This window comes from Aeromonas ichthyocola, from assembly GCF_046087985.1.
Lineage (GTDB): Bacteria > Pseudomonadota > Gammaproteobacteria > Enterobacterales > Aeromonadaceae > Aeromonas > Aeromonas rivipollensis.
This window is the reverse complement of sequence record NZ_JBJSWH010000003.1, coordinates 301474-326220: the sequence shown is the minus strand read 5'-3', so window position 1 is coordinate 326220 and position 24747 is coordinate 301474. Positions and strand designations below refer to the sequence as shown.

Below are 24747 nucleotides of genomic sequence, written 5' to 3'. Positions count from 1 at the left end.
GCCGTTATTTCCCCTTCATGTCTTGCTTGTTGACGTCCCAGCCGTAATCGATGCTCTGCAGGGCGCGGGCGAAGGCCTGTTGCCGCTGTCTGGCATTGGCGCCCAGGAACGGGCGCGCCGGCAGATGGATTTCCCAGCTCTCGGCCGCCGGTTCGTCCTTGAGCTTCTTGATGAGCAACCCCGCCTGGGCGTAGTTGAGGTGGCCGGTGATCCAGCCCAGCGAGGCCGAGCGGTATGAGCGCTTGCGCTGACCGGGGCGCTTGAACCCGAGCTCCCGCAACTTGCGGGCCTGGGCCTTGGTGGCCTGCTTCTGCTTGCCGCCTTCACTGGGGGCGATGCGCCGGCGACTGGCGGCCGTCACCTTGTAGGTGTGCCCCTTCTGATGGGTGTTGGCGATGACCCCGGCGTGGGCGCTCATGGTGCCTTTCTTGAACCCAACCTCGGCCACGTCCTGGCGCGGCTCGTGGATCACCAGCAGCTTGGGCAGGCCGCGCAACATCTTGCGTTTGCCCCGCTTGCGAGGGGCCCAGGCATTGCCGTTGGGGTCTTGCTGCTGGCGCACGTGACGGGCGGCCAGCTTCTTCATCTCGTTGGCGGCGCGCCATACCAGGCGCTTGCGCTGCTTGGGCGGCAGGGCCAGCAGGTTGAGCTGGTCTTTGCTGCGACGGGTGTCCAGGGTGATGGTGATCATGAGAGGCCACCCACCTGGTGAGCGCCGGAATCACCCACGTTCAGGTCAATCTGCTCGGCCACCCAGATGTCATAGGGAGCCACGTTCCAGCGCTTGCCGAGCCAGTTGATGGGCCCTTGCGGGTGCTCGATAAGACGCAGCGGCTCGGCGAAGGGGAGCTGGATCTCGAGGTCGGCCGTCTGCTCGTCGTTCGGGGTCACGGCGTACTCGGGATCGGGCAGGTCGAGCTGCCCGCGCACCTCGTCGTGCTCCTGCACCCAGGCCGCGACGGCCGCCAGCAGAATGGCCGGATCCAGCTCCCGAAACGGCAGTTGCTCTATGGTGAACACCGCCTGATAGGTGAGCCAGGCCACGTCCACCCCGGTGGGCCCCATGTTTCTGGGTTCGAGCTTGATGGTGCCGTTCTCCATCCAGCTATCCAGGCGCTTGTGGCACTTGGCCGGCAGCACCCGCAACAACTCGGCGTGGAGTGCCTGCAGGAAGTAGCCCTGGGCCTGCTGCTCGTTCATGGCGGCGCTCATATCAGCGACACTCCCGCCCGGTGCTTGCCCTTGATGCTGCGCACCAGTTGCTGGCTCTCGGCCAGTAACTGGGCGCGCTGGTCCGGGGAGCGCTCCACCTGGTTGTTGGCGGTGGCCCGCTCGGTGACGCTGGCGAACTCCGGCAGCAAGGCCGCCTTGGCCCGTGCGAAGACGGCGGCCAGGTACTGTTCGGTCAGGGCGTTTCTGCCAGAGTCAGCGCCATCGTTAAGGCTCGGACCCGGCACGGCGGCGGCGCTGGTATAGCCTTTGGCCTGCAGCGCGGCCTGGTGGCTGGCGAGCTGCAGGTTGATCTCGGAGACGGCGGCCAGCAAGGCGGCGCCTGTGGTCTGCTGGTCCAGATCGGCAGGCAGGGCGCGGCGGCGCTCGAAGTCGGCGACGGCCACATCCGGCCAGAACCCGTCATTGCGGATGGTGGCGGCGCTGTAGTCGATGTCCTTGCCTGCAAACATGGCTTGCCTCGCTGGTTGAAAAGGTGCACCCCTGTTGCCACGCAATTGCCGCTGAGTTAGCCAGAGGCTGCTCATGGCATTCGCGCCGGGGTGCGACGGCGCGGAGAGTCGGTTCGTTATTCGGGATTGAGCGCCCGCAGGCGCATGGCAATCTTCTGGCGCAAGGTGCCGACGCCAACCTTGCCGTGCAGTTTGTCGGCCTGGGCCAGCCAGTGGTCGGCCTGTTCCAGGGTGGCGCTGTCCCCCACGGCGCTCGGGCGGGGCTGGCCGTCGTGGTCGCGCAGCAGCAGGCAACCGGCGGCCTTGAACCACTTGGCGGTCAGCCGCTCGTTGAGGCGCCAGTCATTGCGCACCTTGTCGAACACCCGGGAGAACCAGGGCTCGACGGCATGTCCCTCGGCCGCCTGCTTTTCGGCCCACTCCAGCACGGTGTCGGCCACGAAGTGGGCCCAGTCGCGCTTGATGTTGGTCGGGGTGCGCTGGCCCTGAGCGATGGCGAGATCCGCCCAGGCAATGCCGGCGTCGAAGTCGCCCACATCGAAGGCCCAGATGATGAGGCTCTGGAACAGCTCGTTCTGATAGGGCTGGCCGGACTCGCTGACGGCAGCCAGATAGCGCTCCACATAGGGGCGGTACTTGGGCATCAGCTCATCGCGTTTCATGTTCACCCGATCCCCGATGCGGGCCAGCTTGCGCAACCGGACCATGTCCTGCTCCAGGGCAATCAGCTGCAGGTGCAGGCTGTCGGCCACCGCGCCGGTGGCGACGCCTGAGCTGGCGGCCTGCTGGGCCCCCTGCACGGCGTGCACGCGCTGCTTGTGACGTTGACCGGGTGAGCTCATGGCTTAGGCCTCGGGAGCCGCCGGCGCGGCGCCGATCTCGATGTCGGCCTCTTCAAAGCCGCCATAGGCCAGGTGCTCGCCGAGGGCATAGCCTTCCATGCGCCAGTACTGGTTATCGAAGCACTTCTTGTCCTGGTTATCGTCTGCTTTGCGCTTGCGGGTGCCGCGCTGGGTGTAGATGTGCAGGTTGTCCAGGGTGGTCACCACCATCCGCTTGCCCGGGAAGAAGGGCGGGATGTAGGCGCGGCGCCCGGCGATGGATTCTGCCAGCTTCTGGGCGGCGATCTGCTCGCTCGGCTTGGTGGCTTCGCTGTAGAGCTTGGCCTGGGCGGCAGCGATGAGGTCGGTACCGACCAGCACCACCAGGCGCGGGTCCTGGCGGAACAGGGGATCGATGGTGGTGTTGATAAGATCCGAGGCCATCTCGTCCAGGGTCTTGTAATCCCCCTTGCCGTCCGGGTCGAAGTAGATCTTCTTGCCGGCCTCGGCCTTGATGATCTGGCTGCCGCCGTTCCACTCGCGGGCGATCTGGTGCCAGCCCTTGTTGACGTCTTCCCCCAGCGGGTGCGCAGCAGGGTCGGTATCGGCGGCCGCTTCCACGCCGTTCCAGCCGACCCGCAGCATGTCCAGGGCAAACGCCTTGTTGATGAAATCGCCCACCAGGCGCAGGAACTCGCCCTCGCTGCCGGCGTTGGCCCAGACGCACAGGGTCGCCCAGTCCAGCGAGGCGCAGGAATCGGTCTCGGTCAGCTCGTAGGTGTTGCCATCGACGCCGATCTTGCCGTTGAAGCGGCCGTTCTTCTTGCGGCCGGTGAACAGCTTGCCGATGCCGACCTGCACCACCTGACCCTTGATCTGGTCCACATCCAGACAGGTGATGAGGCCAAGGAATTCGACGGAGGCGAGCAGGGCGGCGCGCAGGCCGGTTTCCACCGGGCCGGTGACGCTGAACTGTTTGGCCAGGGCGTTGACGGGGATGCCGTAGGCCTTGGCCAGGGCATTGCTGTATTGCTCCAGGCGCTGCATGGCCTGGACGGTAAGGGTCTGGCTCACGGTCGCTCCTTAATAGACTGCAGGGGTATCATCACCGCCGAGGGCGCCCGGGCGCTGGCCCGGTCTCTCGACGGAGAACTGGTCGATCTTGCCGTTCAGCTCGCCGAACTTGTCGGTCAGGCTGGCCAGGGTCTGCTCCAGCTTGCTGAACTGCGTGGCGCTGATGCCGGGCTTCTCTTCCACCTTGTCGGGTTCGGTGGTTGTGGTGGCGGGTTGATCGGGCGCGGGGTTGGTGTCCAGCTTGGCGCTGAAGCCATCGATCTTGGTGCCAAGGCCATTGAGGGCCCCCAGCATCTGATCGAACTGTTCTTTGGTCATTTCCTCATCCTCGGGTTGGCTGGGGGGTGATTGGGGGGCTTGCTCGCCGTGGCTGGCCAGGAAGCTGAAAAACTTGGCGATCAGGCCATCGGCCTTTTCGTGCTTGGGCAGCTTGAACATGGAGAGGTCCAGCGGCTCGCTGGTGCCTACGGCCTGCCCCTTGTTGCTCTTGCTGAACTTGAGATGGGTGGTCCCGATGCTGGCCGGTTCATCGGTGACGCCGAGGCCCAGCAGGTAGGTGCGGCCCAGATCGGCGAAGTTCTCGAAGGGCTCGATGGAGCAGAACTGATACTGGCCGCTCTGGTTGTAGTAGATGAGATCCCGATTCGGGCAGAGGATGGCGAACAGCTTGAGCTTGCCATCCACCTCTTCGGTCTTGAGGGCCTGCACGGTGCCGTAGCTGGACCAGCGATCGTGATCGGGCCAGATGACGGCGGTGTAATAGGTCGGGTCGTAGGTCTCGGCCATGTCGGTGAGCCAGTCGCGGGTAATGTCCCGCCCGTCCACCGCTTTGCCTTCGGTGGCGATACAGACCCAGCCAGTTCTCAAGGTTGATTCGTTCATGCCTGCTCCCAAGTGATGCGGGCTCAGGCTATCGGGTCGGCAAGGGGGTTTCACGCTATGGTGTTCGGCGGGATTCGGATCCAGCAGGAAATCCGAATTGCTCAGAACATCAGTGGGATAAGTGGGGGGAGGGGGCTGGCTATGATGGCGCCATCATTCACCGGATGGAGGCGCCGTGGCGTACCCCGAAGAGATCCGCAATGCGGCGAAGGGACTCTACCTTAAACGATGGACACCCCAGGAGATCAAGGACGAACTGGGGCTCAACTCCTGTCGCATCATCTACTACTGGGCCGAAAAGCTCGGCTGGCGTGACCTGCTGACCGAAGAGGCAGTGGAGGATGCCATCGCTCGCCGTGTGCAGGTGTTGCTGCATCGGGAGAAGAAAACCCCGGGCGAGCAGGAGGAGCTGGACCGACTTATCGGCCACCATGTCAGCCTCAAAGAGAAGGCGCTCAAGTGGGCCGAGCGCGAGCAGGCCCTCAAGATCCAGCGTGAGCAAGGGCATGAACCCGGGCCCAGCCGTGGAAAGCGTGAGCAAAGCCGCCAGGCAGGCGGCAGTCGCAAGGGCGGCAAGAAGGCCAAGAACGAGATCGGCCACCTGACCGAGGCCGACTTCACCGAGTGGCTGGGCACCCTGTTTGGCTATCAGTTGCGGGTGCGGGAGGCCAAGAACGACCCGGCGCTGCCGCGCACCCGTAACATCCTCAAGTCCCGTCAGATCGGCATGACCTACTACTTCGCCGGCGAGGCACTGGAAGATGCGGTGCTGACCGGCGGCAACCAGATTTTCCTGTCCGCCACCCGGGCCCAGGCGGAGGTGTTCCGCTCCTACATCTGCAAGATTGCCCAGACTTTCCTCGGCGTTACCCTGACCGGCAACCCCATCGTGCTGTCGAACGGCGCCGAGCTGCATTTCTGCTCAACCAACTCCAACAGCGCTCAGTCCCGCTCCGGTAACGTCTACATCGACGAATACTTCTGGATCCCCAACTTCGAGAAGCTCTCGGACGTGGCCAGTGCCATGGCGACCCAGAGCCATTGGCGCAAGACCTACTTCTCGACCCCGTCGAGCAAGGTACACGAGGCGTACCGCTTCTGGACCGGGGAGCGTTGGAAGGGGCAGCGCCCGAGCCGGGTTGCCATCGACTTCCCGGGCGAAGATGACCTACGCGACGGCGGCCGCGTCTGTCCTGACAGGCAGTGGCGCTATGTCATCACTATCGAAGATGCCATTCGCCTCGGTTGCCACCTCATCGACATCGAGGAGCTCAAAGACGAGTACCCGGAGGAGGTGTTCGACCGCCTCTACATGTGCCGCTTTATCGACGATGCCCTGTCGGTGTTCAAGTTCCAGGACATGGAGCGGGCAGGGGTGGACCCCACCCGATGGGAGGACTACAAGCCCGGGCGGCCCGATCCGTTCGGGCGGCGGGAGGTGTGGCTGGGATACGACCCGAGCCGCACCCGCGACAACGCCACCCTGGTGGTGGTCGCCCCGCCCACAGTCGCCGGCGAGCGGTTCCGGGTGCTGGAGAAGCACTACTGGCGCGGGCTCAACTTCCAGTTCCAGGCGCAGGAGATCACTCGCATCGCCAAGAAATTCAGGGTCACATATCTGGGGGTCGATGTCTCCGGCATCGGCGCCGGGGTGTTTGACCTCTTGAAGCCGGTCTTCAAAGGGGTGTGCCACCCCATCAACTACAGCATCGAGAGCAAGTCGCGGCTGGTGCTCAAGATGATCGACGTGGTGGAGGCGAACCGCATCGAGTGGGACAGCTCTGATCGGGACATCCCGCTCGCCTTCCTCGCCATCAAGCGCAGCACCACCGGCGGCGGCCAGATGACGTTCCGGGCCGCCCGCGACAATGTGACTGGTCACGCCGACGTGTTTTTTGCCATCGCCCACGCCGTGGCCAACGAGCCCCTCGATACCCACCGCAGACGAAAATCCACCTGGGCAACCAGCCAGGAGAAGAAGGCAGCATGACCAAGCGACACAAATCCCAACCGGCCCAGGTGGCCACCTCATCCCACCGCGGTGCCGTGGCGTTCAGCATGCCGGAGGCGGTGGATCCCACCGCCTGGATGACCGATTACACCGGGGTGTTCTACAACCCCTATGGGGAATACTACCAGCCCCCCATCGAGCGCAAGGGACTGGCCAAGGTGGCGCGGGCCAACGCCCACCACGGCGCCATCCTGATGGCCCGGCGCAACATGGTCGCCGGCCGCTTCACCAACCAGCGCGCCACCATCACGGCGTTTGTGCACAACTACCTGCAGTTTGGGGATGCGGGACTGCTTAAAATTCGCAACGGCTTTGGCCAGGTGGTGGGGCTGCACCCGCTCTCCAGCGTCTACCTGCGCCGGCGCGAGGATGGCTGTTTTGTCTATCTGCAGCAGGGCAAGCCAAACCTGATTTACCGACCGGAGGATGTGATCTGGCTGGCCCAGTACGATCCCGAGCAGCAGGTCTATGGCATTCCTGATTACCTGGGCGGCCTGCAGTCGGCCCTGCTCAACCAGGACGCCACCCTGTTTCGGCGCAAATACTTCCTCAACGGCGCCCACATGGGGTTCATCTTCTACGCCACCGATCCCAACATGGACGACGACACCGAGGAGGACATGAAGGAGATGATCGCGAGCAGCAAGGGCGTGGGGAACTTTCGCTCCATGTTCGTCAACATCCCGGACGGCAAGCCCGATGGCATCAAGCTGATCCCGGTGGGGGACATTGCGACCAAGGATGAGTTCGCGGCTATCAAGGGGATCACCGCCCAGGATGTGCTGACATCCCATCGCTTCCCGGCGGCGCTGGCTGGCATTATCCCGACCAATGGCGGGGGAGGGCTCGGGGACCCCGAGAAGTACGATGCCACCTATGCCCGCAACGAGGTGCTGCCGCTGTGCGAGCTTATCCAGGATGCCATCAACAGCGCGGGACTCCCTCGCTCCCTCTGGGTCGATTTTCGGGAGAATATCGGTTCAACTGTATAAACAAACAGTATTTGCTGTGGCAAGATAGGCTGTTGATTTGGATAGAAAAGGGGGCGTAATGCGGGTTTATTGCAAAGTGTGTGGCCAGCGGGGTCGCATTACCAAGACCAACCGACTGAGCGATGATGTCTCGGATCTCTACTGCCAGTGCACCGATGCTGAGTGCGGCCACAGCTGGGTAGCCACCTTGTCGTTCGCCCACACCCTAAGCCCCTCAGCCAAGACCACCAACCAGCTGGTGTTGAGCTTGATGGGCTCGCTGACGCCAGAGGGCCGGCAGTTGGTACTGAAAGGATTGGGGGCGCAATAGCGCCCCCAATTGTTTAGTTTTACGTGAGGGGCCGTCCCTCTCGACGGAATTGTTAGGGGCGTATTCCGACAAGGCTTTTCTCCATCTTTGCTAAGTCATCAGTCTTTTGCATATAGCCGTGCCTTGCATACCATGAGACAAGCCACTCTGAATCCAGAGTGCGATCAAAAGCATATGGCTCTAATCGAATGCTGGTGCAATGAAGCCCTTTTGCTAATTCTTCCGCGTATGAGAGCAATCCACGACCTAAGCCTTGGCCACGATATTCAGGAAGAACAAATATTTCGTAGATGAAGCCTAGCGATTGATCGCTCCAGTCTTCATAAGAGAGGAGGCCGGCCTCACACCCATCAATTTTGGCAACAAACTCTCTCGATCTGCCGCTCCTTGCTCTTTCAGCCCGCTCTCGGAGATAGAGGTTCTCCACTGACTCTAGGGTGTCGATCTTAGTGATACTCATCATTCACGATCCATATGCATTGTGCCCTCACTCCCCTATCCACCGCACCGTATTTTTGCGCCGGATGGATGGGATTGTTAGGTGTGACCTCAATAAAGGTAAACATAACCTTCCCGTTGTAATTGTTCTACTAATTGAGGTGCCCATCTTCCCGGGGTTGTATCCTGACTAGCTATTTTTTTTAGTTCCTCTATTACACTTTCCTGGCCGTAGTATGCAAACAAAATTGAGGCACTATCTCTAACGTTAGAAGCAAGTGTGAGATCACTTGCTATGCTAGACAGAATGTTCATCTTATCATTTATTGTAGAGATAATGGCTTCAATGCTTTGACCTAGACTACCACGCTCAAAACAGTCATCTTCATCCATCAGCGAAAATAGTCGTATCACATCACCTTTGTTTAGTTCGCTTAATTTGTTTTTAAGCTCTTTTTTAATGTTTTCATCTAAAACATTTCCTTTATGCCAAAAATATCGTGATGACCGGGAATGTGAGCAATAAAATAAATTAAATTTCTGTCTGTTTCTTCAGCTGGCCTATTTCTTAAAAGATTAAAAAATATGTCCCAAGTGTCATGTATATCTCTGTATCCCTGCATTAATGCATGAATTCCGATCGAGTGAATGTGAAAATCAGGATTTTCAGCAAAGCGTACAGCTCTTTCGAACTCCAGCTGTATTGGTTTATTTAGAAAAATAGGGAGAAAGAAATCAACAAAGTCATTTTTAGTGATTTTGTTGATTTCTTTTTTAAGAAAATGAATTGTATATGGGCCTTCCCTTACTCGGTCTGGATTGGATTTTAAAAAATGCTTAATATTGTACCAATATGCCGTCTTCTCATCAGGATCATAGACAATGCCAATTACTGGTAATGAATGATCACGCCAATACTCAAAATGTTTTTTACTTGCTGGGATTTTGCATTCAGAAGAAGAGCAGTAGGATTTTCCTGATTTTATCTGAATGGCAAGTGTTATACCTCTTACATTATTATTTTCTACAAGCTCCAAAAATGCATCATTACCATAATCATTTTCTTGGTGTATCTCATGGAAAATACAATTAGCAGATTCAATTACTGTACGTACGTAATTGATACCTTCTCGCTCTGTTACGGTGCTCTCTTTCTTGATAAGTCCCATTAATCTCTTCTCAAAATATCTAATGCCTGAGTTAAGCAGCGCCGAAGGCGTCGGCGACAATGAATTGCTAAGCAATGGCCGATGCGGGCTAAGGCGTGGACCTTACCTTGACGACCTTGCTCCATGTAGGGCGTTGATCAGTGCCCTCGTAGGCCTCAATAGTCAGCTCCCCTTGCCGGTAAAGGTACAACTTGAGTTCAGCGGTACCAGACTCAGCGTCAAAGTGTTGCTCTGCCTTTTGCGTGTCTTGGTGGTAATCGCCAGCGACCCAATTAGTAACTCCTGCCAGAGAGTATCCCCATCCACCGTGTGCATCCTCAATACATACGGGTGCAAGACCTCGTAGTACGAGATGCAGCCTTGATTGAGCGGGAATTTCTGCTCTTAGAGAAATCGGCTCATTTGTCCGAACCTCATGAGTTGCACTAGAAAGCAGATTACGGCCATGACGACCGGTGACGGGATAATCAAACGAACCGCCTCCGGTGAGAATTGCAGTCTTTGGTTTTTGGCCTTCAGCTTTGGCTTTTAGTATTTCAAGGCGTTCGCCATAAAGCAGGCGTGCAGCGCCCCACCCCAAGCTAAAGAACAAGACGGCAACTGATGCGAACACCCAAAAGTTGCTGTTGATTAGTGTCCAATTTTGCTGGAATAATTCCATTTTCTCCTCCAATGTAGTGGCGATATTCCGTGCCAGAGTCTGGCGCTATGTTAAGGGAGGAACAACGCAATACAAAAGCCGCCGCATGCCACCTTACACACTAAAACCAACGCATAGTAAAAATGCTACGCATTGCGAATCACTCTTGAACAGTTTGTTAGTTTTACTTTCGAAGATAGATGCGCTCAACATAGCTTTCTATCATATGGTCAATCTTTTTCTTGTTAGTTATGAAAGCTTTAGCACTTTCTTTAACCCTTTGTAGCTTACTTAAGGAGAAGTCTACATAAATAAAGGCTTGTTCATCTAAAGAGTATTGATGTAAACAATTTTCATATCCCATGACTTTCGGAGGAATAGATGGGACAGGATCATTACTAACAAATAGGTGATAGGGATTTCGAAAGTACTCTACGGCAATGTCATTGCCCCATCTAGGCATGCCGAATGTATAGCATGATGTTATTTTTGGGCGTTTATCTTGACGAAGTGGATGTCTAATTTTAAAAAAATGACAATGACAATCATGTAGAGCAAAGGTAATTGCAGCTAAAGCTCCACCTAATGAGTGGCCTGTTATATAGATTGTATTATTAATCCAATTTCGTTTTTTCAGCTCATTAAATAGTTGGTCAATGCAGGAAAGAACTTCGAAATAGAATCCCTTATGCAGCTCAACATTGAGGTGCAATGGGGCATATCTAGTTGATTTTATTTTTTTACAATTGAGATTTTTTTTCCAGTCATTAGCATTTTCTGTACCTCGCATAGAAATGAAAATCACGTCACCATATTTAATGGCTACTGTTACAGAAGCTGCTTTTTCAATAATAATCGGTGCTTCAATATCTAGATTACGCATTATTGAATTGAGTGTGACAGTTTGATCACCAGCAATTATTTGCGCAAATGTACTCGAGGGTATCAAGTTTACATGATCCGTATTCTCTAATTCATAGTCTGAAACGTGGCAATACGCTAGTTGAGACATAACACTACATACAAAAGCTTTGTTATAGCAAAAAATATCTTCATCCCAATTATTTATGCTCGCAAATATTTTTTTTAAATGATGCAAGCTTTCTGAGATTTTCATGCTGCCTCTATATGTAAAACTAACAGTGACTAGATGGAAGACGGTATTAATCAGTTTATATAGGAATCGATATAACACCGTATAAATTCTGTAGATGCCACAGAAAATTCACTTCAAAATCATAATATTACTAACATATGTCAATTGTCTAGACGTATTCGCTTGACCTCCCTTTTCCCCAGCTGACGATCTGCTTGCTGTTCATGTCCACTCCTCGCTGTAGTCGTTCTGTTCTTGCAGCCATTCCGGCACGTCCAGCCCCTCCAGCACTCGCCACATCTCTGACTGATAGGGTTGCGGCAGCATCTCGATCCAGCGGTGCGCCCCGGCGTGGCCTTGTGCCTGGTAGACCTCGCCGCATAGCTCAACCAGCATTGGCCAGTCCGTATCTCCTTCCGGTACCGCGTATTCACCCCGCTGGCCCTGTTCGGCTGGCTGTAGTCCCTCCGGCAGCCAATCTGGTTCGCTTGGTAACGATCGGCACGACTGCAGCTGTCCGTTCTCTAGCCAAAGGGTGAAACCGTCCGAGCTGATACTTGCGCCAGCCTGCAAACGCTCGATAGAGAAGGGCGATAACCCCCATTGTTCCCTCATGATCTGGTCTGTGAAGGTATCAGGATCCGGTAGCGTACAGTTATTGTCAGAGCTCCAAGGAGCCGGGCTGTCGCCCGACTTAACCCCAACACCCCAAGTCGAACCCTCGGCGGCCTTAGTGGCCTCAAATGTGCCGGCAGGCACCACTTCCCACCCGGTCAAACGGGTGCGTACACCCAGGCGGGCGGTGTGCAGGCCCATCAGGCGCTTGATGTCTTCGCCGTAAACGTTGGCCTGCTCCTCGATGAGGTGGGCCAACTTGATGGGGTGTTCGGCCCGGGTCGCCAGGGCGCCGCCCATGGCCTGCAGGTAGCAGCGGAAGATGCCGTTATCAGCGGCAAAGCGGGCGGCCTCAAAGCGTGGGTCTTGCAACACCGGCTTGGGGGGGCCCACCAGATCGCCATGCTTTTTGGCGTTGCTGATGCGGCGCAGCTCGCGCCACACCCCGACAGGGGCGCCGCCAATTTGCTGGAAGGTGCGGATCCCCCACCAACTGGCCCAGGCGCATGCATGTTGAGCCCCTTGATCAGCAGGGGTGTCGGACTCCTGATCACCATCCACATGCTCGCCGTCGATGTTCTTGGCGATATAGGCGGCGATGTAGCCGGTGGCGTCCCCTTTGGCCGGGTCTATCTCCTTCCAGTCAAAGCGGGGTTTTATGTCGGTGAAGGGCGGGCGCCCCTGGATCTCGCGCACCAGCTCCTGATGATCATCGGTGAGGGCATAGCGTTGCAGGGTGCTGATCACCCGCCATTTGTCGGCAGGACGCATAAACAGCAACATGTGCCAATGTGGGGTGGCGTCGTGGTGCGGCTCGCACACCCGAAAACCGTAGACGGGGGTATCAGCCCGCTTAAGCGCGGCCCGGGTCAGGCTCCACAGCTTGGCCAAATATGCGCAGGTTTCCCGCGGCGTTGCCCCTTCATATCGCTTGTTCTCTACGGTCTTACCGTCGTGCTTCTGTGTCCAGGCATGAAAGCGGGAAGGGGCCGTCCAGGTGAAGAAGACCCCCACATGCCCTTGCTCTTCGGCGTAGTCCTCAAAGCCGCGCATCCGCACCATCATCTCATTGCGGCGGTTGACCGGGTTGGCATTGCTGGCCTCCCAGCAATCCTTCATCGAGATCACCAGGTCATGCTGCTCGTTCATCACCTCCGACTCTGCCAGCCAACGCATCATGGCCCGCTTGCGCTCGCGCACCACCTTCATGGTGGCGTTCGACACATAAGCCGACACCCCCTTGCGCACCTTGCCGAGCACGATGTTGATGTGCTCCTGCAGTCGGTCCCAGGTGCGGTTGATCCGCTTCTCCCACCACTTGGCAGAGAGCAGGCGCACCATCACGCTCAGGATCCAGTTATCACGCACCTCCTCGGTTTTGAATTCGGGCAACTCCCCTACAAAGCCCCACTGGTCGGCAGGCTGGCGAATGACCTCCCATGCCAGCAGCAGATCCGGCTCATCGCCGGCTTTGATGCCCTGCTCGATGTTGTGCCAGATAGCGGCGGTCTGGTTGGCGAACTGGTGCGCCACCCGCTTGCGGCTCTCTTCATCGCGCAGGGCCTGTGGATCCACTGGCAGGGCCTGAATAAGGCCGCGCACCAGCTTGGTACGTTCGCGAAGCCAGATGTTGCCATTGCGTGCATGGCGGGTGCTGCCATCTTTTCGGCGACGCACGTATTGCTTGAACAGGGTCAGGCTGAGCTGGGGGGAGAGGCCATCGAGCAGTTGCACGGCCCACGCCAGATCAGATTGACCGGGTGTGCCAATGAAAGCGGCGTCAAGATTGACGCCGGGCATTGCATTGGAAAGAGTATCGATACGCTGCCGCAGTGTCCTTTTCGACAGCGGCAACCGGGTGGCTGTTCGACTCATTGGATGGCGGTACCGGACAACAAGGTGATGCGGGATTGGCAGCCCTGGATGGTCTGCTGCGCATGGGCTTTCATGCGGCGAGCTGCCGCGCATTGGCGCAGCAGCAGCGTGATACTGGCCCGGGGGCGAGCAGGCAGTCGGCGCGCATTGGCCAGCTCCTTCTGATAAAGACGCAGCCGCGCTGCGTCTTCCCGATAGGTCTCTTGCCAGCGGTGCATCAGGCTGGCCAGCTCCTGCTGCAGGTGATGAGTCATTGGATCACCTCACCTTGTCCGTGCAGCGGGGCGCACTCGCGCCACCAGTCGCCAATCTCCCGGGCCAGGGCGGTTTCACCCTGACCCAGCGCCAGCCAATAGACGGATCGCACGGCCCCGAGCGCCAGCAGCTCCCGGGAGATGTCTCTATCCCCCCAGGCCTCGCCTCCGGCGGCGATAAACTCGGCGCGGGCCGCCAGCCAGTGAGTGACCAGCGGGCCATGAGTCGGGGCCATGGCTGGCCCCTCTTCGTCATCGTCCTCACCGCTGTCGTCATCCAGCAGGGCGGCCGGATTGCAGGTGGCGACCAGCTGGATCTGAATGTACTGCTGACCGGAGTAAACCCCGCCCAGGGCGATGCGGTTATCTTCGGCGCTGGCGGCGAACATGTCGGCCAGCAGCCCCTCGATGAGCTTGGGCGCCTGACGGGCAATCTTGATGGCGTCGCTCATGGGCAGGTCCTCCGGTTCAGGCTGACAAAGAGCTGGTGCCAACCCTGACTGGTTTTGCCCTGGGCACGCAGGTTGCGCCCTTCCGGCCCGCGCAAACGCACACGGGTTAATCTGGCGAGGTTAAGGGGCAGCTCTGCCGCTCGGGCCAGCGCCTCCTGTTCCGATACGGGATGAAAGATCCGGCTCATGCCAGCCCCTCCGGCGTGGCGATACCGGTCAGCAGCCAGTCGCAGTGATGTTTCAGCTCCGGGTGATTGGCGATCAGCAGGAACAAGCCCCCGCCGATCTCGCGGTATCCCAGCTCGTAGTTCTTGAGCGTGGTAGGAGGAATGCCGAGCTGATCGGCAAACTTGGGACGGCTCAGCTTCAACTGCTCTCGCAACTGGCGCAGGCGCTTGGCCGCATGGTGGTTGAGCTGGTTGATCTGGGTTGGTTGTGCGTTCATGGTCAGGCTCCTTATGAAAGGGTGCAGGGGGTGATGCGGCTGAACAGAGAAGCCCAAGCCAGTGCGGTGGTGCGTTCCATAAGCGCAACCCCGTCAGGATGTTGGCTAAGACGGGTGCCATAGCGGCCCGTCAGCTTGCGTTGCTGGATGCGAAGGTTGCGCAGGGCGCAGGGGATCGCTAAAGTTGCCATGTCGACTTCCTCATACGTTGTTGATAAAGGCCCGCTTGGAGTTGCCGCTCCGTTATGCGGGCTTTTTACTGCCCGATAGGGCGTGGGCCTTGCCCGGTCATCTGGCTTGCTGCCAGCACGGCGCGCTTCAAGCGAAGCCTTGCCGCTCTCTCTTTCTTCTCCCTCTCGATATCCCTGATGGGTCTGGTACTCAGTGCCGGGTGCCAGACTTTGCTGTCACAGCCGCCGCGAAACTCCCCCTGATACTCCAGTGCGATCACCGCCAGCCTGATCGCCTCACGTTGTGCATGGGGCAGGGCTGACAGGGTGGCGGTCATCAGTTCGCCCCGCGACTGGCGGGCGATGGCACAGATGGCCGCTTTCTTGGCTTGGCCCAGTGCCAGCCAGTCGGTGTCCAGGCTGGAACGTGTCTTGCCGAACAGCTCGCGCAGCAGCAGGCAGCCGGCGGTGTTCATGGCGATCTGCTCGGTGGGCGTCAGGCCCGCCAGATTGCGTTGTTCGTGGTCAATGCGTTGCATGGTGGTTTCCCCTTCACATGGTCGTGGCCTGCATCAGGATGTCTGATGCACAGGCCAGGGCGGGCACCGCCTGAAAGCGGGCCTCGATGTCGTGGATCAAGATGGCGAGCGATCCCATTGCCGAGGTGGCCACGCTCACCAGGGTGTTGCGCTCCGAGCGGGTGATCCGACCGCGGTCAGTCAGCTCCAGGGCTCGCTGGCCAATGCTGGCGATCTTGGCGTTCAGATCGATGGCCTGATGAGGCAGGGAAGGGGCCCGTTCTGCCTGGGGGATGGCAATTAGCTCAGCCACCGTCAGTTCATGGGGCTGATCGGGGTTTAACTTGTTGCGCAGGAGCTGCGGGTTCATGCCGACCCGCTGGGCGATCTCGGCCATGTTGTGACTGGCCGCAAAGCGCTGGCAGGCGCTGATCCAGTGAGGATGTTTGCTGGCGTATTCGGTAAACATGCGAGGTTCTCCTTGACCCGTTATGGTGTTTGCAGGTTCACGCGAGCGTCATGGTGACGTAGCGCTCGGCCTGATAACGGGCCTGCAGGAACAGGGCGTAGAGGTTGACCTCGCGGGGAGCGCCCGGACCGTCTTGCAAAATGGGCAACTGGCCGCGGTCAGCGCGCTTTTTGATAGCCCCCAAGCTCATGCCTTGGCGCTTGGCGTACTCCTCCAGGCTTTCACTGACACGATTGCCAAAGGGGTAATCGAGTGGCAACTGGCTCACATCGCTGGGGATACGGATGGGTTTGATTCGAGTAACCATGGTGAATCCTTCTCAGGGGCTTCAAACACAAGAGGTTGGTTGTTGCGGGGTACTGCGCGTGCTGGCCTTCAATTTGCCGCCGGTCAGCACCTCGATTTGGTAGGCACGGCCTTGGGGGATGGTTTCACTCCACTTGCTGACAGCAACATGGGAAATACCAAGAGCTTTGGCAGTCGCTGTAACGGTGCCGAAGTGTTCAAGAACTGCACTTTTTTGCATTTTTAAAATCCTCCATATCGTCACCTAAGTGTCGGTGATGGCTAAAGGTAACTTATGGGTCGGGAAGGGGTCAAGTGGTTTCGTTGCTTTAGTTACCTTGCTGGGTGGTAACTTAGGTTTATGGAAACTATCAATGACCGCATATCAGCGCGCAGACGTGCGCAGAAAATGAGCCAAGACGAGCTGGCTAAGCGAATCGGGATAACCCGGGTGTCGATTAGCAAGTGGGAGTCGGGACTTAACCAGCCAAAAGGTCGCTATCTCAATGATTTAGCGGCAGCGCTGGGGGTTACTGTTGACTGGCTTTTGACTGGAGACGGGGAGGCGAGGGGACAGCCTGCACCAGAAGTGATGCCTGGATATCACAACGTCGAACCGGCCGTGATCCCACAAGGTACGCGCGTGCCTGTACTGAGCTATGTTCAGGCCGGCCACTGGCACGAGATGTGTGAGCAGGCCACTGCCTTCGATGGCAACGTCGAGTATGTGACGGCGGGGGTAGATGTTGGCCCTTGTGGTTTCGGCCTCTGGTTGCGTGGCCAGTCGATGGAACCCTTCTTTAAGGAAGGTGACCTCATCATCGTTGACCCTGACGAAGCGCCCCAACCAGGGGATTTCGTCGTGGCCAAGAACGGCAGCGAAGAGGCTACCTTCAAGAAGTACCGGCCTCGCGGTATCGACGAGAGCGGACAAGAGGTGTTTGAACTGGTCCCCCTCAACGACGATTACCCCACCATGCACTCCGACCGGCAGCACATCCAGATCATCGGCGTGATGGTAGAACACAGATCATATAGAAAAAGACAAACAGGGCGCTAATGCGCCCTGTTTTTATATCCGTTGCCAGCTTATAGCCACGCCCAGACCAACATAACAATGGACGACATGCTTGAGCGGAAGATACGTTTTAGGGAGAAAACATGCCAGAGTTCAATGATGTGCCAATGTCATTTGGTTACAAGCGCAATAAGCAAAAAGCACTGATCAGCCTTCACGGCATCTTGAGCGGTCTCACTGCCGATCAGCGTCTTAACGACACTGAAGTTCTCTTTATGGCGACTTGGTTGAAATCAGACTCCGAGTTCAAAAAAGATGGTGATTTCCTAGATATTCAAGATCTCATCCATGACGTTCTCGAAGATGGGATCATCACAGCAGATGAGAAAGAAGACCTGCTGAACCTGCTCAATGATGTACTGCAATACAACGAGATTGAGCACGACAATATGGATGCGCTGGTCAACATGTTGCTTGGTTTCCTGCAGGGCATCAGTGCCGACAGCAACATCGTGGAACAAGAGGTGCAGGCTCTTAGTTCACTGCTGCTCAAGCATCGTGATCTGCTGGCCTCATGGCCGGGTAGTCTGCTGTTCAATCGCCTCAACGATATTCTGGCAGATGGCGAAATCACCGAAGATGAGCGTGAAGACCTGTTGGAACTGGTGAAACAGATTTCCGGGCAGCGCTTTACAGAATCAGGTCTTGCTGCAGGGATGGCGACCGAGTTCTTTGCCGATGGCAATGTGATGAGTCTTCGAGGAAAGACAGTCTGCTTCACAGGAAAGTTTCTCTCCGATACCCGTCATAACCTGGAACAGCAGGCCAAGTTGCTTGGTGCTTTCCCTGTGAAAGGCGTCACCACTAACCTCGATGTGTTAATCGTTGGGAGCCTCGCCAGCCGTGACTGGATGTTTACCAGCCACGGGCGAAAGATTGAAGCCGCCATCAAAGCAAAAGAAAAAGGACAGAATATTCAGATTATCAACGAAGAAGACTGGATTCGGATTGCGTCTGAGCCGTTATGAACGTTTATGATAAATATCATGTGTAATATAAAAATACCATTCAATTTCAATCCAATGGTATTGGGTGTAAATAATAAAAGGAAATTGATAAGTGTCAGAAAAACCATGGTTGTCAAATCGAGAGTGGATATTTGTAATTATACTGGTCGTGTTGTCTCAGTTTTTACTCCATCAGTACGCATCAAATGTCAAGGATGAAACTCAAGTTATAAATTATATTTCATTTTCCGGTACAATAGTATCAATAATACTGGCGGTTCTGGCTATAATCTATTCATTCTTTCAGTCTATTACTCAACAAGGAAATTCGGATAAAATTGCATCTAACCTTGAATCACTCACAAACGTTGCGTCTACAGTAAATAAATCAGTTGACACAATGACGTCTCAAGTTGAATCACTGAACTCGGTCGTATCTGATGTGCAGAGATTACCATCAGAAATTGTTGCATTAGTTTCTATCGCATTGGAAAAGCTGAATAGAGAGCATGTAACTGATATTACTACGGTTATGTCTGAACATGTAGCGACTATTTTAAGTATTAAAGATAGCGATTCATTAAAAAATAAAGCTGATAAGCATGCGGATGATGGAGAGAAAGAGGGAAATGGCTCATATCATGATGTACACAGCTCTAGATGGTCAATAATAACAACCACAATAATGTCTTGCGTTATTGTAAATAAATTGAATGTGGTAGATGTTGTTTACGAATTAGTTGAATATCTAGAGAGCGACCCTCAGGCTCTTAGAGAAATCACTATAATGATTACTGGTGCAAGTAGTTCCATCGCCACATTAAGGGATTTAGGACTTGTCGATGAAGATAAAAAAGAGGGGTTTTATTTCATAAAGTCTAATGATGATAAAGGAAATATGACATCTAGACTATGTAGCATAATTGCAATATATTACAGTTCTGCAATTACAGATATCCATGAGAAATTTAAAGATGAGGGGGCTGCTGCGTTAATAAAGGCTCTTAAACTCACTCCGGATTCATGCAATGCTGAAAAGTTAGATATCGTTAAAAAGTTAATTGTTATCTAAATGATATCTCTCAGAGTGTATAGATCTAGTTGTCACCTAACACCGGCCTGAAGCCGGTGTCTCATTTACGCTACATTAGAAAACACTACCGAGCCAGATAGCTGGCCGCTTCGGTGACGTACTCATCTCCTCTAGAGTTTAGACTTTCTCTGTGGCTGGGTTATAGCCAACTCAAGTTTTCCATTTTCCATCGAACTTATGTATATGACAGACTCGGTTAAACACTGCTAGTCCTCATCAAATGCTGTATAAAATAACAGTCTTTTGATGGTGGAGGGATGACAGTGAGAATGCAGTGGTCGGAGGCTGTGTCGATGTATAGGCCGCGGGGATGGGTGAACGCCTTCCTATATAAGGAGGGGCGATGAGCATCAAGTCCACGCCCGAGGGTTACCTGGTCGATATCCGCCCGCAGGGGAGGGAAGGCAAGCGGATCCGCAAGCGTTTCAAGACCAAATCCGAGGCACAGCAGTTCGAGCGCTGGGTGATCGCCACCGAGCACAACAAAGAGTGGGTGGACCGCCCGGCAGACAACAGACCGCTCTCCGAACTTATCGAGCTCTGGTGGCGCTACCATGGCCAGACCCTGAAAGCGGGGGAGGCGGTACGCAAGAAACTCCACAATATCGATGCCGCGTTGCGCCACCCGTTGGCGAGGCAGGTGACCCGGGCGCTGTTCTCCGAGTATCGGGCGCAGCGGCTGCAAGCTGGTCGCCAGCCCAAGACGGTCAACCGCGAACAGGAGATGTTGGGCGGTGTATTCTCGGTACTCACTGAGCTCGGCCATTATCACCATGAGCACCCGCTCAAAGAGATGAAGAAGGTCAAGCTGGTCGAGCGGTCAATGGGCTACCTGACCCAGGATGAGATCGGCGAGGTGCTGGCCGCGCTATCGGGGGATAACCTGAAGGTGGTTAAACTCTGTCTGGCCACGGGGGCGCGCTGGAGTGAAGCTGCCAATCTTCGCCGCGAGGATGTGCTGGCCGGTCGGGTGACCTACATCAACACCAAGAATGGCAAGAACCGCACAGTGCCGATCTCGGCCGAACTGTGCCAAGAGATAACGAACGGGGTTAATCGCGGCCCGCTGTTCCGTGACCTCGACTATATGTTGGTGCGTGATGTGATCAAGTCAGTGGCGCCGGACCTGCCAGCAGGGCAGGCGGTGCATGTGTTCCGGCACACTTTTGCATCACATTTCATGATGTCCGGGGGCAACATCCTCGCGCTACAAAAAATTTTGGGCCATCACAACATCCAGCAGACGATGACCTATGCCCACTTCGCACCGGATTATCTGAGCGATGCTGTGCGCTTCAACCCGCTGGAAAATCCACTGCCTGCCGAATGATGAAGTGTCCACAAATTGCCCCAAACGGGGTCGTCTGGGGTGTCTGAGCGTCACCCTCAGTAGTATCCAACTCATTGATATTTATGTAAGTCATTGTTTTTATTGGATATGTTAAGGCGGCTCAGGCCTCCTTTTTTGTTGCCCGTTTTTTGCTTTCAGTGTGTTGCGCCGTATAGCGTCATCCGTCTTGGTGGCTGATGCGAAAATGTCTGATATGCCAACAAACCAAGGTCGAACATCAGAAATTGAAGCGGGCGGGGGAGAGCTTGAGACTCGCTTGATATAACAAAATGATTTATAGGGAGAAAAGCCCGCCATAACTATGGTCAGCCAAGGGGCTTTTTTTGTATTATTCCCCTCTTGACCTTATTTAGCCTAAATGCTCCTGTATCGGGAGTGGTGACGAGGAAGACATGCAACAGCTTGAAGAAGTAGTCGGCCAGGCCAAGGCCGAAATTGAGGGCGTAAGCGACATCGCCGCCCTCGACGAAATCCGGGTCAAATATCTGGGTAAAAAGGGCTTTTTTACCGAGCAGATGAAGGGCCTCGGCGCCCTTTCGCCTGAGGAGCGTCCCGCCGCAGGCGCCGTGATCAACCAGGCCAAGCAGCTGGTTCAGGATGCCTTGAACGCGCGTCGTGAAGCCCTCGAAGTTGCCGTGCTGAACCAGAAGCTGGCCGCCGAGACCATCGACATCAGCCTGCCGGGTCGTCGCATCGAGAACGGTGGCCTGCACCCGGTGACCCGCACCATTGAACGCATCGAGCGCCTGTTTGGCGAGATGGGCTTCAAGGTCGAGCGCGGTCCCGAGATTGAAGATGGCTTCCACAACTTCGATGCGCTGAACATTCCGGCCCATCACCCGGCGCGTACCGATCACGATACCTTCTACTTCAATCCCGATCTGATGCTGCGTACCCACACCTCAGGTGTGCAGATCCGCACCATGCAGCAGCAACAGCCGCCAATTCGCATTATTGCGCCGGGCCGCGTCTATCGTAACGACTACGACATGACCCACACCCCCATGTTCCATCAGGTTGAAGGTCTACTGGTGGACGAGCATGCCAGCTTTACCGAGCTGAAGGGGATACTGCACGACTTCCTGCGCAACTACTTCGAGGAAGACTTGACCATTCGCTTCCGTCCTTCCTACTTCCCGTTCACCGAGCCGAGCGCCGAAGTGGACGTGATGGGCAAGAACGGCAAGTGGCTGGAAGTGCTGGGCTGCGGCATGGTGCACCCGAACGTGCTGCGTTCGGTCGGCATAGATCCGGAAAAATACTCCGGCTTTGCCTTCGGCATGGGCGTCGAGCGCCTGACCATGCTGCGCTACGGGGTCAATGACCTGCGTGCCTTCTTCGAAAACGATCTGCGCTTCCTCAAGCAGTTCAAGTAAGGGCGAGAGAACATGAAATTCAGTAAATCCTGGGTGATGGAGTGGGTCCGCACCGAGTTGAGTGACAACGCACTGGCCGAGCAGATCACCATGGCCGGTCTGGAAGTGGACGCCGTGGAAGCGGTGGCCGGCCAGTTCAACAATGTGGTGGTGGGCGAAGTGGTCGAGTGTGCCCAGCATCCGGACGCCGACAAGCTGCGGGTGACCAAGGTCAACGTGGGCGAAAGCGATCTGCTGGACATCGTCTGCGGCGCGCCGAACTGCCGCACCGGCCTGAAAGTCTGCGTGGCCAAGGTCGGGGCGACCCTGCCGGGTGATTTCACCATCAAGAAGGCCAAGCTGCGTGGCCAGCCGTCTCACGGCATGCTCTGCTCCTTCAGCGAGCTGGGTATCGAGGTGGAAGCGGACGGCATCATAGAGCTGCCACTTGATGCCCCCATCGGCACCGACATTCGCGACTACCTCAATCTGAACGACGTCGCCATCGACGTGGATCTGACTCCGAACCGTGCCGATTGCCTGGGTATCGCAGGTCTGGCCCGCGAGATTGGCGTGCTCAACAGCGTGGACGTGGTCGAGCCGAGCTGGACCCCTGCTGTCGCTACCATAGACGCGACCTTCCCGATCCGGGTTGAAGCGCCAGCCGATTGCCCCCGTTATCTGGGCCGCGTCATCAAGGGGCTGAACTTGCAAGCGCAGAGCCCGCTCTGGATGCAAGAGAAGCTACGCCGTGGCGGCATTCGCTCCATCGACGCCATCGTCGACATCACCAACTTCCTACTGCTGGAATTCGGTCAGCCGATGCACGCCTTCGATCTGGCCAAGCTGGAAGGGGAGCTGGTGGTGCGCCGCGCCAAGGCTGATGAGCCCATGACTCTGCTCGACGGTACCGAGGTGAAGCTCAAAGACAACACCCTGGTGATTGCCGATACACAAGGCCCTGCCTGCATGGCCGGCATCTTCGGCGGCGATCGCACCGGTGTGTCCGAGACCACCACCGACATCCTGCTGGAGTGCGCCTTCTTCGCGCCGCTCTCCATCACAGGTCGTGCCCGTGCCTACGGCCTGCACACAGACTCCTCCCACCGCTTCGAGCGCGGGGTCGATCCCGAGCTGCAAGCCAAGGTGATGGACAGAGCCACCCGCCTGCTGCTGGATATCTGCGGCGGTGAAGCGGGTCCGGTCATCGAAGTCAAATCCGATGCCCATCTGCCCAAGGCTGCCCCCATCAAGCTGCGCCGCACCAAGCTCGACAAGGTGATCGGCATCAGCGTGGCCGACGCCCAGGTGCTCGAGATCCTGACTCGCCTCGGCATGCAGGTGACGGTGGACGCCGACGGCTGGACCGCACTGGCCCCCTCCTGGCGTTTCGACATCGCCATCGAGGAAGACCTCATCGAGGAAGTGGCCCGCATCTACGGCTACAACAAAATCCCGAACCTCAAACCGGCCGCTTCTCTGGCGATGGTTGAGCAGGCAGAAGGCCAGGTGACCCTGAAGCGGGTACGTGACCTGCTGGTTGACCGCGGTTTCCAGGAAGCGATCACCTACAGCTTCGTGGATCCCAAGGCCCAGCAGACCCTGTTCCCTCAGAGCGATGCCATAGTGCTGCCTAACCCCATCTCGGTCGAGATGTCCGCCATGCGGGTGTCGCTCTTCCCGGGTCTGGTGCAGGCTGTGGTCTACAACCAGAACCGCCAGCAGGGCCGTGTGCGTCTGTTCGAGCAGGGCCTGCGTTTCATCAAGGACGCGAGCGCCGAGAACGGCATCCGTCAGGAACCCATGCTGGCCGGCATCATCACCGGCAACCAGAGCGACGAGCACTGGGACGTCAAGAGCCGTGGCAGCGACTTCTTTGATTTGAAAGGGGATCTGGAAGCCGTGCTGGATCTCACCGCCGAAGGGGCTACTTTCAGCTTCGAGCGCACCGAGCACAGCGCCCTGCATCCTGGTCAGAGCGCGGCCATACTGCGCAATGGCGCCGTCATCGGCCACATCGGCGTGATCCACCCGAGCCTCGAGAAGAAGCTGGGTCTCAAGAGCCGTGCCGTGATGTTCGAGCTGGAACTGGACAAGCTGACCCCTGCCAAGGTGCCGGTTGCAGCCGAAGTTTCCCGCTTCCCGGCCAATCGCCGTGACATCGCCGTAGTGGTCGACGTTGCGGTTCTGGCCGGTGACGTCCTGGCAGTAATTAAAAAAGTTGGCGGAAATCAGTTAGTTGGAATAAACTTGTTCGACGTATACCAGGGTGCTGGTATGGCAGAGGACAAGAAGAGCCTGGCCATCAGTCTAGTGTTGCAAGACACCCAGCGCACCCTGGAGGAGAAAGAGATTGCCGAGACCGTAGACAATGTCGTGCGGGCCCTTGGTGAAGAGTTGAATGCATCCTTGAGGGATTGATCTATGGCGCTTACCAAAGCCGACATTGCAGAGCACCTGTTCACCCAGCTCGGGATGAGCAAGCGTGAAGCCAAAGACATGGTGGAAGCCTTCTTTGAGGAAATCAGACAGGCGCTCGAGCGCGGTGAACAAGTCAAGATTTCAGGCTTCGGTAACTTTGATCTTCGTGAGAAGAACCAGCGTCCCGGACGTAACCCCAAGACGGGCGAGGATATTCCCATCAGCGCCCGTCGCGTGGTGACCTTCCGGCCTGGCCAGAAGCTCAAGGCCAGGGTAGAAAATGTTGAACCCAATGAGTAAAGAA

At 56.6% G+C, this 24747-nt stretch carries 30 protein-coding genes; 10 read left to right on the top strand and 20 right to left on the bottom strand.

Features of this window, described 5'->3' with window-relative positions; translation table 11 throughout:
- Positions 1-4: 4 nt before the first annotated feature.
- The 6 genes from ACF2JD_RS10295 to ACF2JD_RS10270 form a co-directional block, all read right to left on the bottom strand.
- Positions 5-691 carry a phage virion morphogenesis protein gene (locus tag ACF2JD_RS10295; protein WP_218291360.1) on the bottom strand — a complete coding sequence of 229 codons (687 nt, stop codon included), beginning with the start codon at positions 689-691 and terminating at the stop codon, positions 5-7.
- Complete coding sequence (locus ACF2JD_RS10290; RefSeq protein WP_440987355.1) at positions 688-1212, bottom strand: phage tail protein; 525 nt, start codon at positions 1210-1212, stop codon at positions 688-690. The genes ACF2JD_RS10295 and ACF2JD_RS10290 overlap by 4 nt, the downstream gene beginning before the upstream one ends.
- On the bottom strand, positions 1209-1682 hold the full coding sequence (locus ACF2JD_RS10285) for a head completion/stabilization protein (RefSeq protein ID WP_440987354.1): 474 nt from the start codon (positions 1680-1682) through the stop codon (positions 1209-1211). Before ACF2JD_RS10285 ends, ACF2JD_RS10290 begins: the two co-directional genes overlap by 4 nt.
- 116 nt (positions 1683-1798) lie before the next feature.
- A complete protein-coding gene (locus tag ACF2JD_RS10280; RefSeq protein ID WP_440987353.1) occupies positions 1799-2524 on the bottom strand; it encodes a phage terminase small subunit in 726 nt (241 codons plus the stop codon).
- 3 nt (positions 2525-2527) lie between these two features.
- Positions 2528-3577 carry a phage major capsid protein, P2 family gene (locus tag ACF2JD_RS10275; protein ID WP_440987352.1) on the bottom strand — a complete coding sequence of 350 codons (1050 nt, stop codon included), beginning with the start codon at positions 3575-3577 and terminating at the stop codon, positions 2528-2530.
- 9 nt (positions 3578-3586) lie between these two features.
- Complete coding sequence (locus ACF2JD_RS10270) at positions 3587-4459, bottom strand: GPO family capsid scaffolding protein (RefSeq protein ID WP_440987351.1); 873 nt, start codon at positions 4457-4459, stop codon at positions 3587-3589.
- Positions 4460-4634: 175 nt separating this feature from the next.
- Between ACF2JD_RS10270 and ACF2JD_RS10265 the strand changes: the two genes are divergently transcribed.
- The 3 genes from ACF2JD_RS10265 to ACF2JD_RS10255 are packed head-to-tail and all read left to right on the top strand — an operon-like array spanning position 4635 to position 7772.
- Positions 4635-6449, top strand: a complete 1815-nt coding sequence (locus tag ACF2JD_RS10265; RefSeq protein WP_440987350.1) for a terminase ATPase subunit family protein — start codon at positions 4635-4637, stop codon at positions 6447-6449.
- Entirely contained in the window at positions 6446-7462 is a 1017-nt protein-coding gene (locus ACF2JD_RS10260) for a phage portal protein (protein WP_440987349.1), read from the top strand. The genes ACF2JD_RS10265 and ACF2JD_RS10260 overlap by 4 nt, the downstream gene beginning before the upstream one ends.
- Before the next feature lie 58 nt (positions 7463-7520).
- On the top strand, positions 7521-7772 hold the full coding sequence (locus tag ACF2JD_RS10255) for an ogr/Delta-like zinc finger family protein (RefSeq protein ID WP_042067783.1): 252 nt from the start codon (positions 7521-7523) through the stop codon (positions 7770-7772).
- 52 nt (positions 7773-7824) lie between these two features.
- On the opposite strand, the gene ACF2JD_RS10250 is transcribed toward ACF2JD_RS10255, so the two are convergent.
- The 14 genes from ACF2JD_RS10250 to ACF2JD_RS10185 all read right to left on the bottom strand — a co-directional run bounded on the left by ACF2JD_RS10250 (position 7825) and on the right by ACF2JD_RS10185 (position 16439).
- On the bottom strand, positions 7825-8235 hold the full coding sequence (locus tag ACF2JD_RS10250; RefSeq protein ID WP_440987348.1) for a GNAT family N-acetyltransferase: 411 nt from the start codon (positions 8233-8235) through the stop codon (positions 7825-7827).
- An 86-nt stretch (positions 8236-8321) separates the two neighbouring features.
- The gene (locus ACF2JD_RS10245; RefSeq protein ID WP_440987347.1) at positions 8322-8603 is read right to left on the bottom strand and encodes a hypothetical protein; all 282 of its coding nucleotides are present in this window, start codon (positions 8601-8603) and stop codon (positions 8322-8324) included.
- A gap of 77 nt (positions 8604-8680) precedes the next feature.
- Entirely contained in the window at positions 8681-9379 is a 699-nt protein-coding gene (locus ACF2JD_RS10240; RefSeq protein WP_440987346.1) for a DUF4365 domain-containing protein, read from the bottom strand.
- A gap of 88 nt (positions 9380-9467) precedes the next feature.
- Positions 9468-10040, bottom strand: a complete 573-nt coding sequence (locus tag ACF2JD_RS10235) for a hypothetical protein (protein WP_440987345.1) — start codon at positions 10038-10040, stop codon at positions 9468-9470.
- A 163-nt stretch (positions 10041-10203) separates the two neighbouring features.
- Positions 10204-11136: a lipase family protein gene (locus ACF2JD_RS10230; RefSeq protein WP_440987344.1), complete on the bottom strand. Its 933-nt coding sequence runs from the start codon at positions 11134-11136 to the stop codon at positions 10204-10206.
- A gap of 201 nt (positions 11137-11337) precedes the next feature.
- A complete protein-coding gene (locus ACF2JD_RS10225) occupies positions 11338-13605 on the bottom strand; it encodes a replication endonuclease (RefSeq protein ID WP_440987343.1) in 2268 nt (755 codons plus the stop codon).
- Positions 13602-13859 (bottom strand): hypothetical protein, encoded by a 258-nt coding sequence (locus ACF2JD_RS10220; RefSeq protein ID WP_368229848.1) that lies wholly within the window; start codon positions 13857-13859, stop codon positions 13602-13604. Before ACF2JD_RS10220 ends, ACF2JD_RS10225 begins: the two co-directional genes overlap by 4 nt.
- The gene (locus tag ACF2JD_RS10215) at positions 13856-14311 is read right to left on the bottom strand and encodes a hypothetical protein (protein ID WP_440987342.1); all 456 of its coding nucleotides are present in this window, start codon (positions 14309-14311) and stop codon (positions 13856-13858) included. Before ACF2JD_RS10215 ends, ACF2JD_RS10220 begins: the two co-directional genes overlap by 4 nt.
- A gap of 184 nt (positions 14312-14495) precedes the next feature.
- Complete coding sequence (locus tag ACF2JD_RS10210; protein WP_440987341.1) at positions 14496-14756, bottom strand: helix-turn-helix domain-containing protein; 261 nt, start codon at positions 14754-14756, stop codon at positions 14496-14498.
- An 11-nt stretch (positions 14757-14767) separates the two neighbouring features.
- The gene (locus ACF2JD_RS10205) at positions 14768-14947 is read right to left on the bottom strand and encodes a hypothetical protein (RefSeq protein WP_234570379.1); all 180 of its coding nucleotides are present in this window, start codon (positions 14945-14947) and stop codon (positions 14768-14770) included.
- A gap of 65 nt (positions 14948-15012) precedes the next feature.
- Entirely contained in the window at positions 15013-15465 is a 453-nt protein-coding gene (locus ACF2JD_RS10200) for a hypothetical protein (RefSeq protein WP_440987340.1), read from the bottom strand.
- A 13-nt stretch (positions 15466-15478) separates the two neighbouring features.
- Positions 15479-15913, bottom strand: coding sequence for a phage regulatory CII family protein (locus tag ACF2JD_RS10195; protein ID WP_440987339.1), 435 nt, complete (start codon positions 15911-15913; stop codon positions 15479-15481).
- Positions 15914-15950: 37 nt separating this feature from the next.
- On the bottom strand, positions 15951-16220 hold the full coding sequence (locus tag ACF2JD_RS10190; RefSeq protein WP_045526470.1) for a hypothetical protein: 270 nt from the start codon (positions 16218-16220) through the stop codon (positions 15951-15953).
- 21 nt (positions 16221-16241) lie between these two features.
- Positions 16242-16439 carry a Cro/CI family transcriptional regulator gene (locus ACF2JD_RS10185; RefSeq protein WP_218291376.1) on the bottom strand — a complete coding sequence of 66 codons (198 nt, stop codon included), beginning with the start codon at positions 16437-16439 and terminating at the stop codon, positions 16242-16244.
- Between the two features lie 120 nt (positions 16440-16559).
- Between ACF2JD_RS10185 and ACF2JD_RS10180 the strand changes: the two genes are divergently transcribed.
- The 7 genes from ACF2JD_RS10180 to ihfA all read left to right on the top strand — a co-directional run bounded on the left by ACF2JD_RS10180 (position 16560) and on the right by ihfA (position 24743).
- Positions 16560-17258, top strand: coding sequence for a S24 family peptidase (locus ACF2JD_RS10180; protein WP_440987338.1), 699 nt, complete (start codon positions 16560-16562; stop codon positions 17256-17258).
- Positions 17259-17359: 101 nt separating this feature from the next.
- A complete protein-coding gene (locus ACF2JD_RS10175; protein ID WP_440987337.1) occupies positions 17360-18244 on the top strand; it encodes a BRCT domain-containing protein in 885 nt (294 codons plus the stop codon).
- 91 nt (positions 18245-18335) lie between these two features.
- Positions 18336-19295 (top strand): hypothetical protein, encoded by a 960-nt coding sequence (locus ACF2JD_RS10170; protein WP_440987336.1) that lies wholly within the window; start codon positions 18336-18338, stop codon positions 19293-19295.
- Between the two features lie 364 nt (positions 19296-19659).
- Complete coding sequence (locus ACF2JD_RS10165; protein ID WP_429090521.1) at positions 19660-20646, top strand: phage integrase; 987 nt, start codon at positions 19660-19662, stop codon at positions 20644-20646.
- A 413-nt stretch (positions 20647-21059) separates the two neighbouring features.
- Positions 21060-22043, top strand: coding sequence for a phenylalanine--tRNA ligase subunit alpha (pheS, locus tag ACF2JD_RS10160; protein ID WP_106886730.1), 984 nt, complete (start codon positions 21060-21062; stop codon positions 22041-22043).
- Positions 22044-22055: 12 nt separating this feature from the next.
- Positions 22056-24443 (top strand): phenylalanine--tRNA ligase subunit beta, encoded by a 2388-nt coding sequence (pheT, locus tag ACF2JD_RS10155; protein WP_440987335.1) that lies wholly within the window; start codon positions 22056-22058, stop codon positions 24441-24443.
- A gap of 3 nt (positions 24444-24446) precedes the next feature.
- Entirely contained in the window at positions 24447-24743 is a 297-nt protein-coding gene (ihfA, locus tag ACF2JD_RS10150) for an integration host factor subunit alpha (RefSeq protein ID WP_005300715.1), read from the top strand.
- Positions 24744-24747 lie beyond the last annotated feature (4 nt).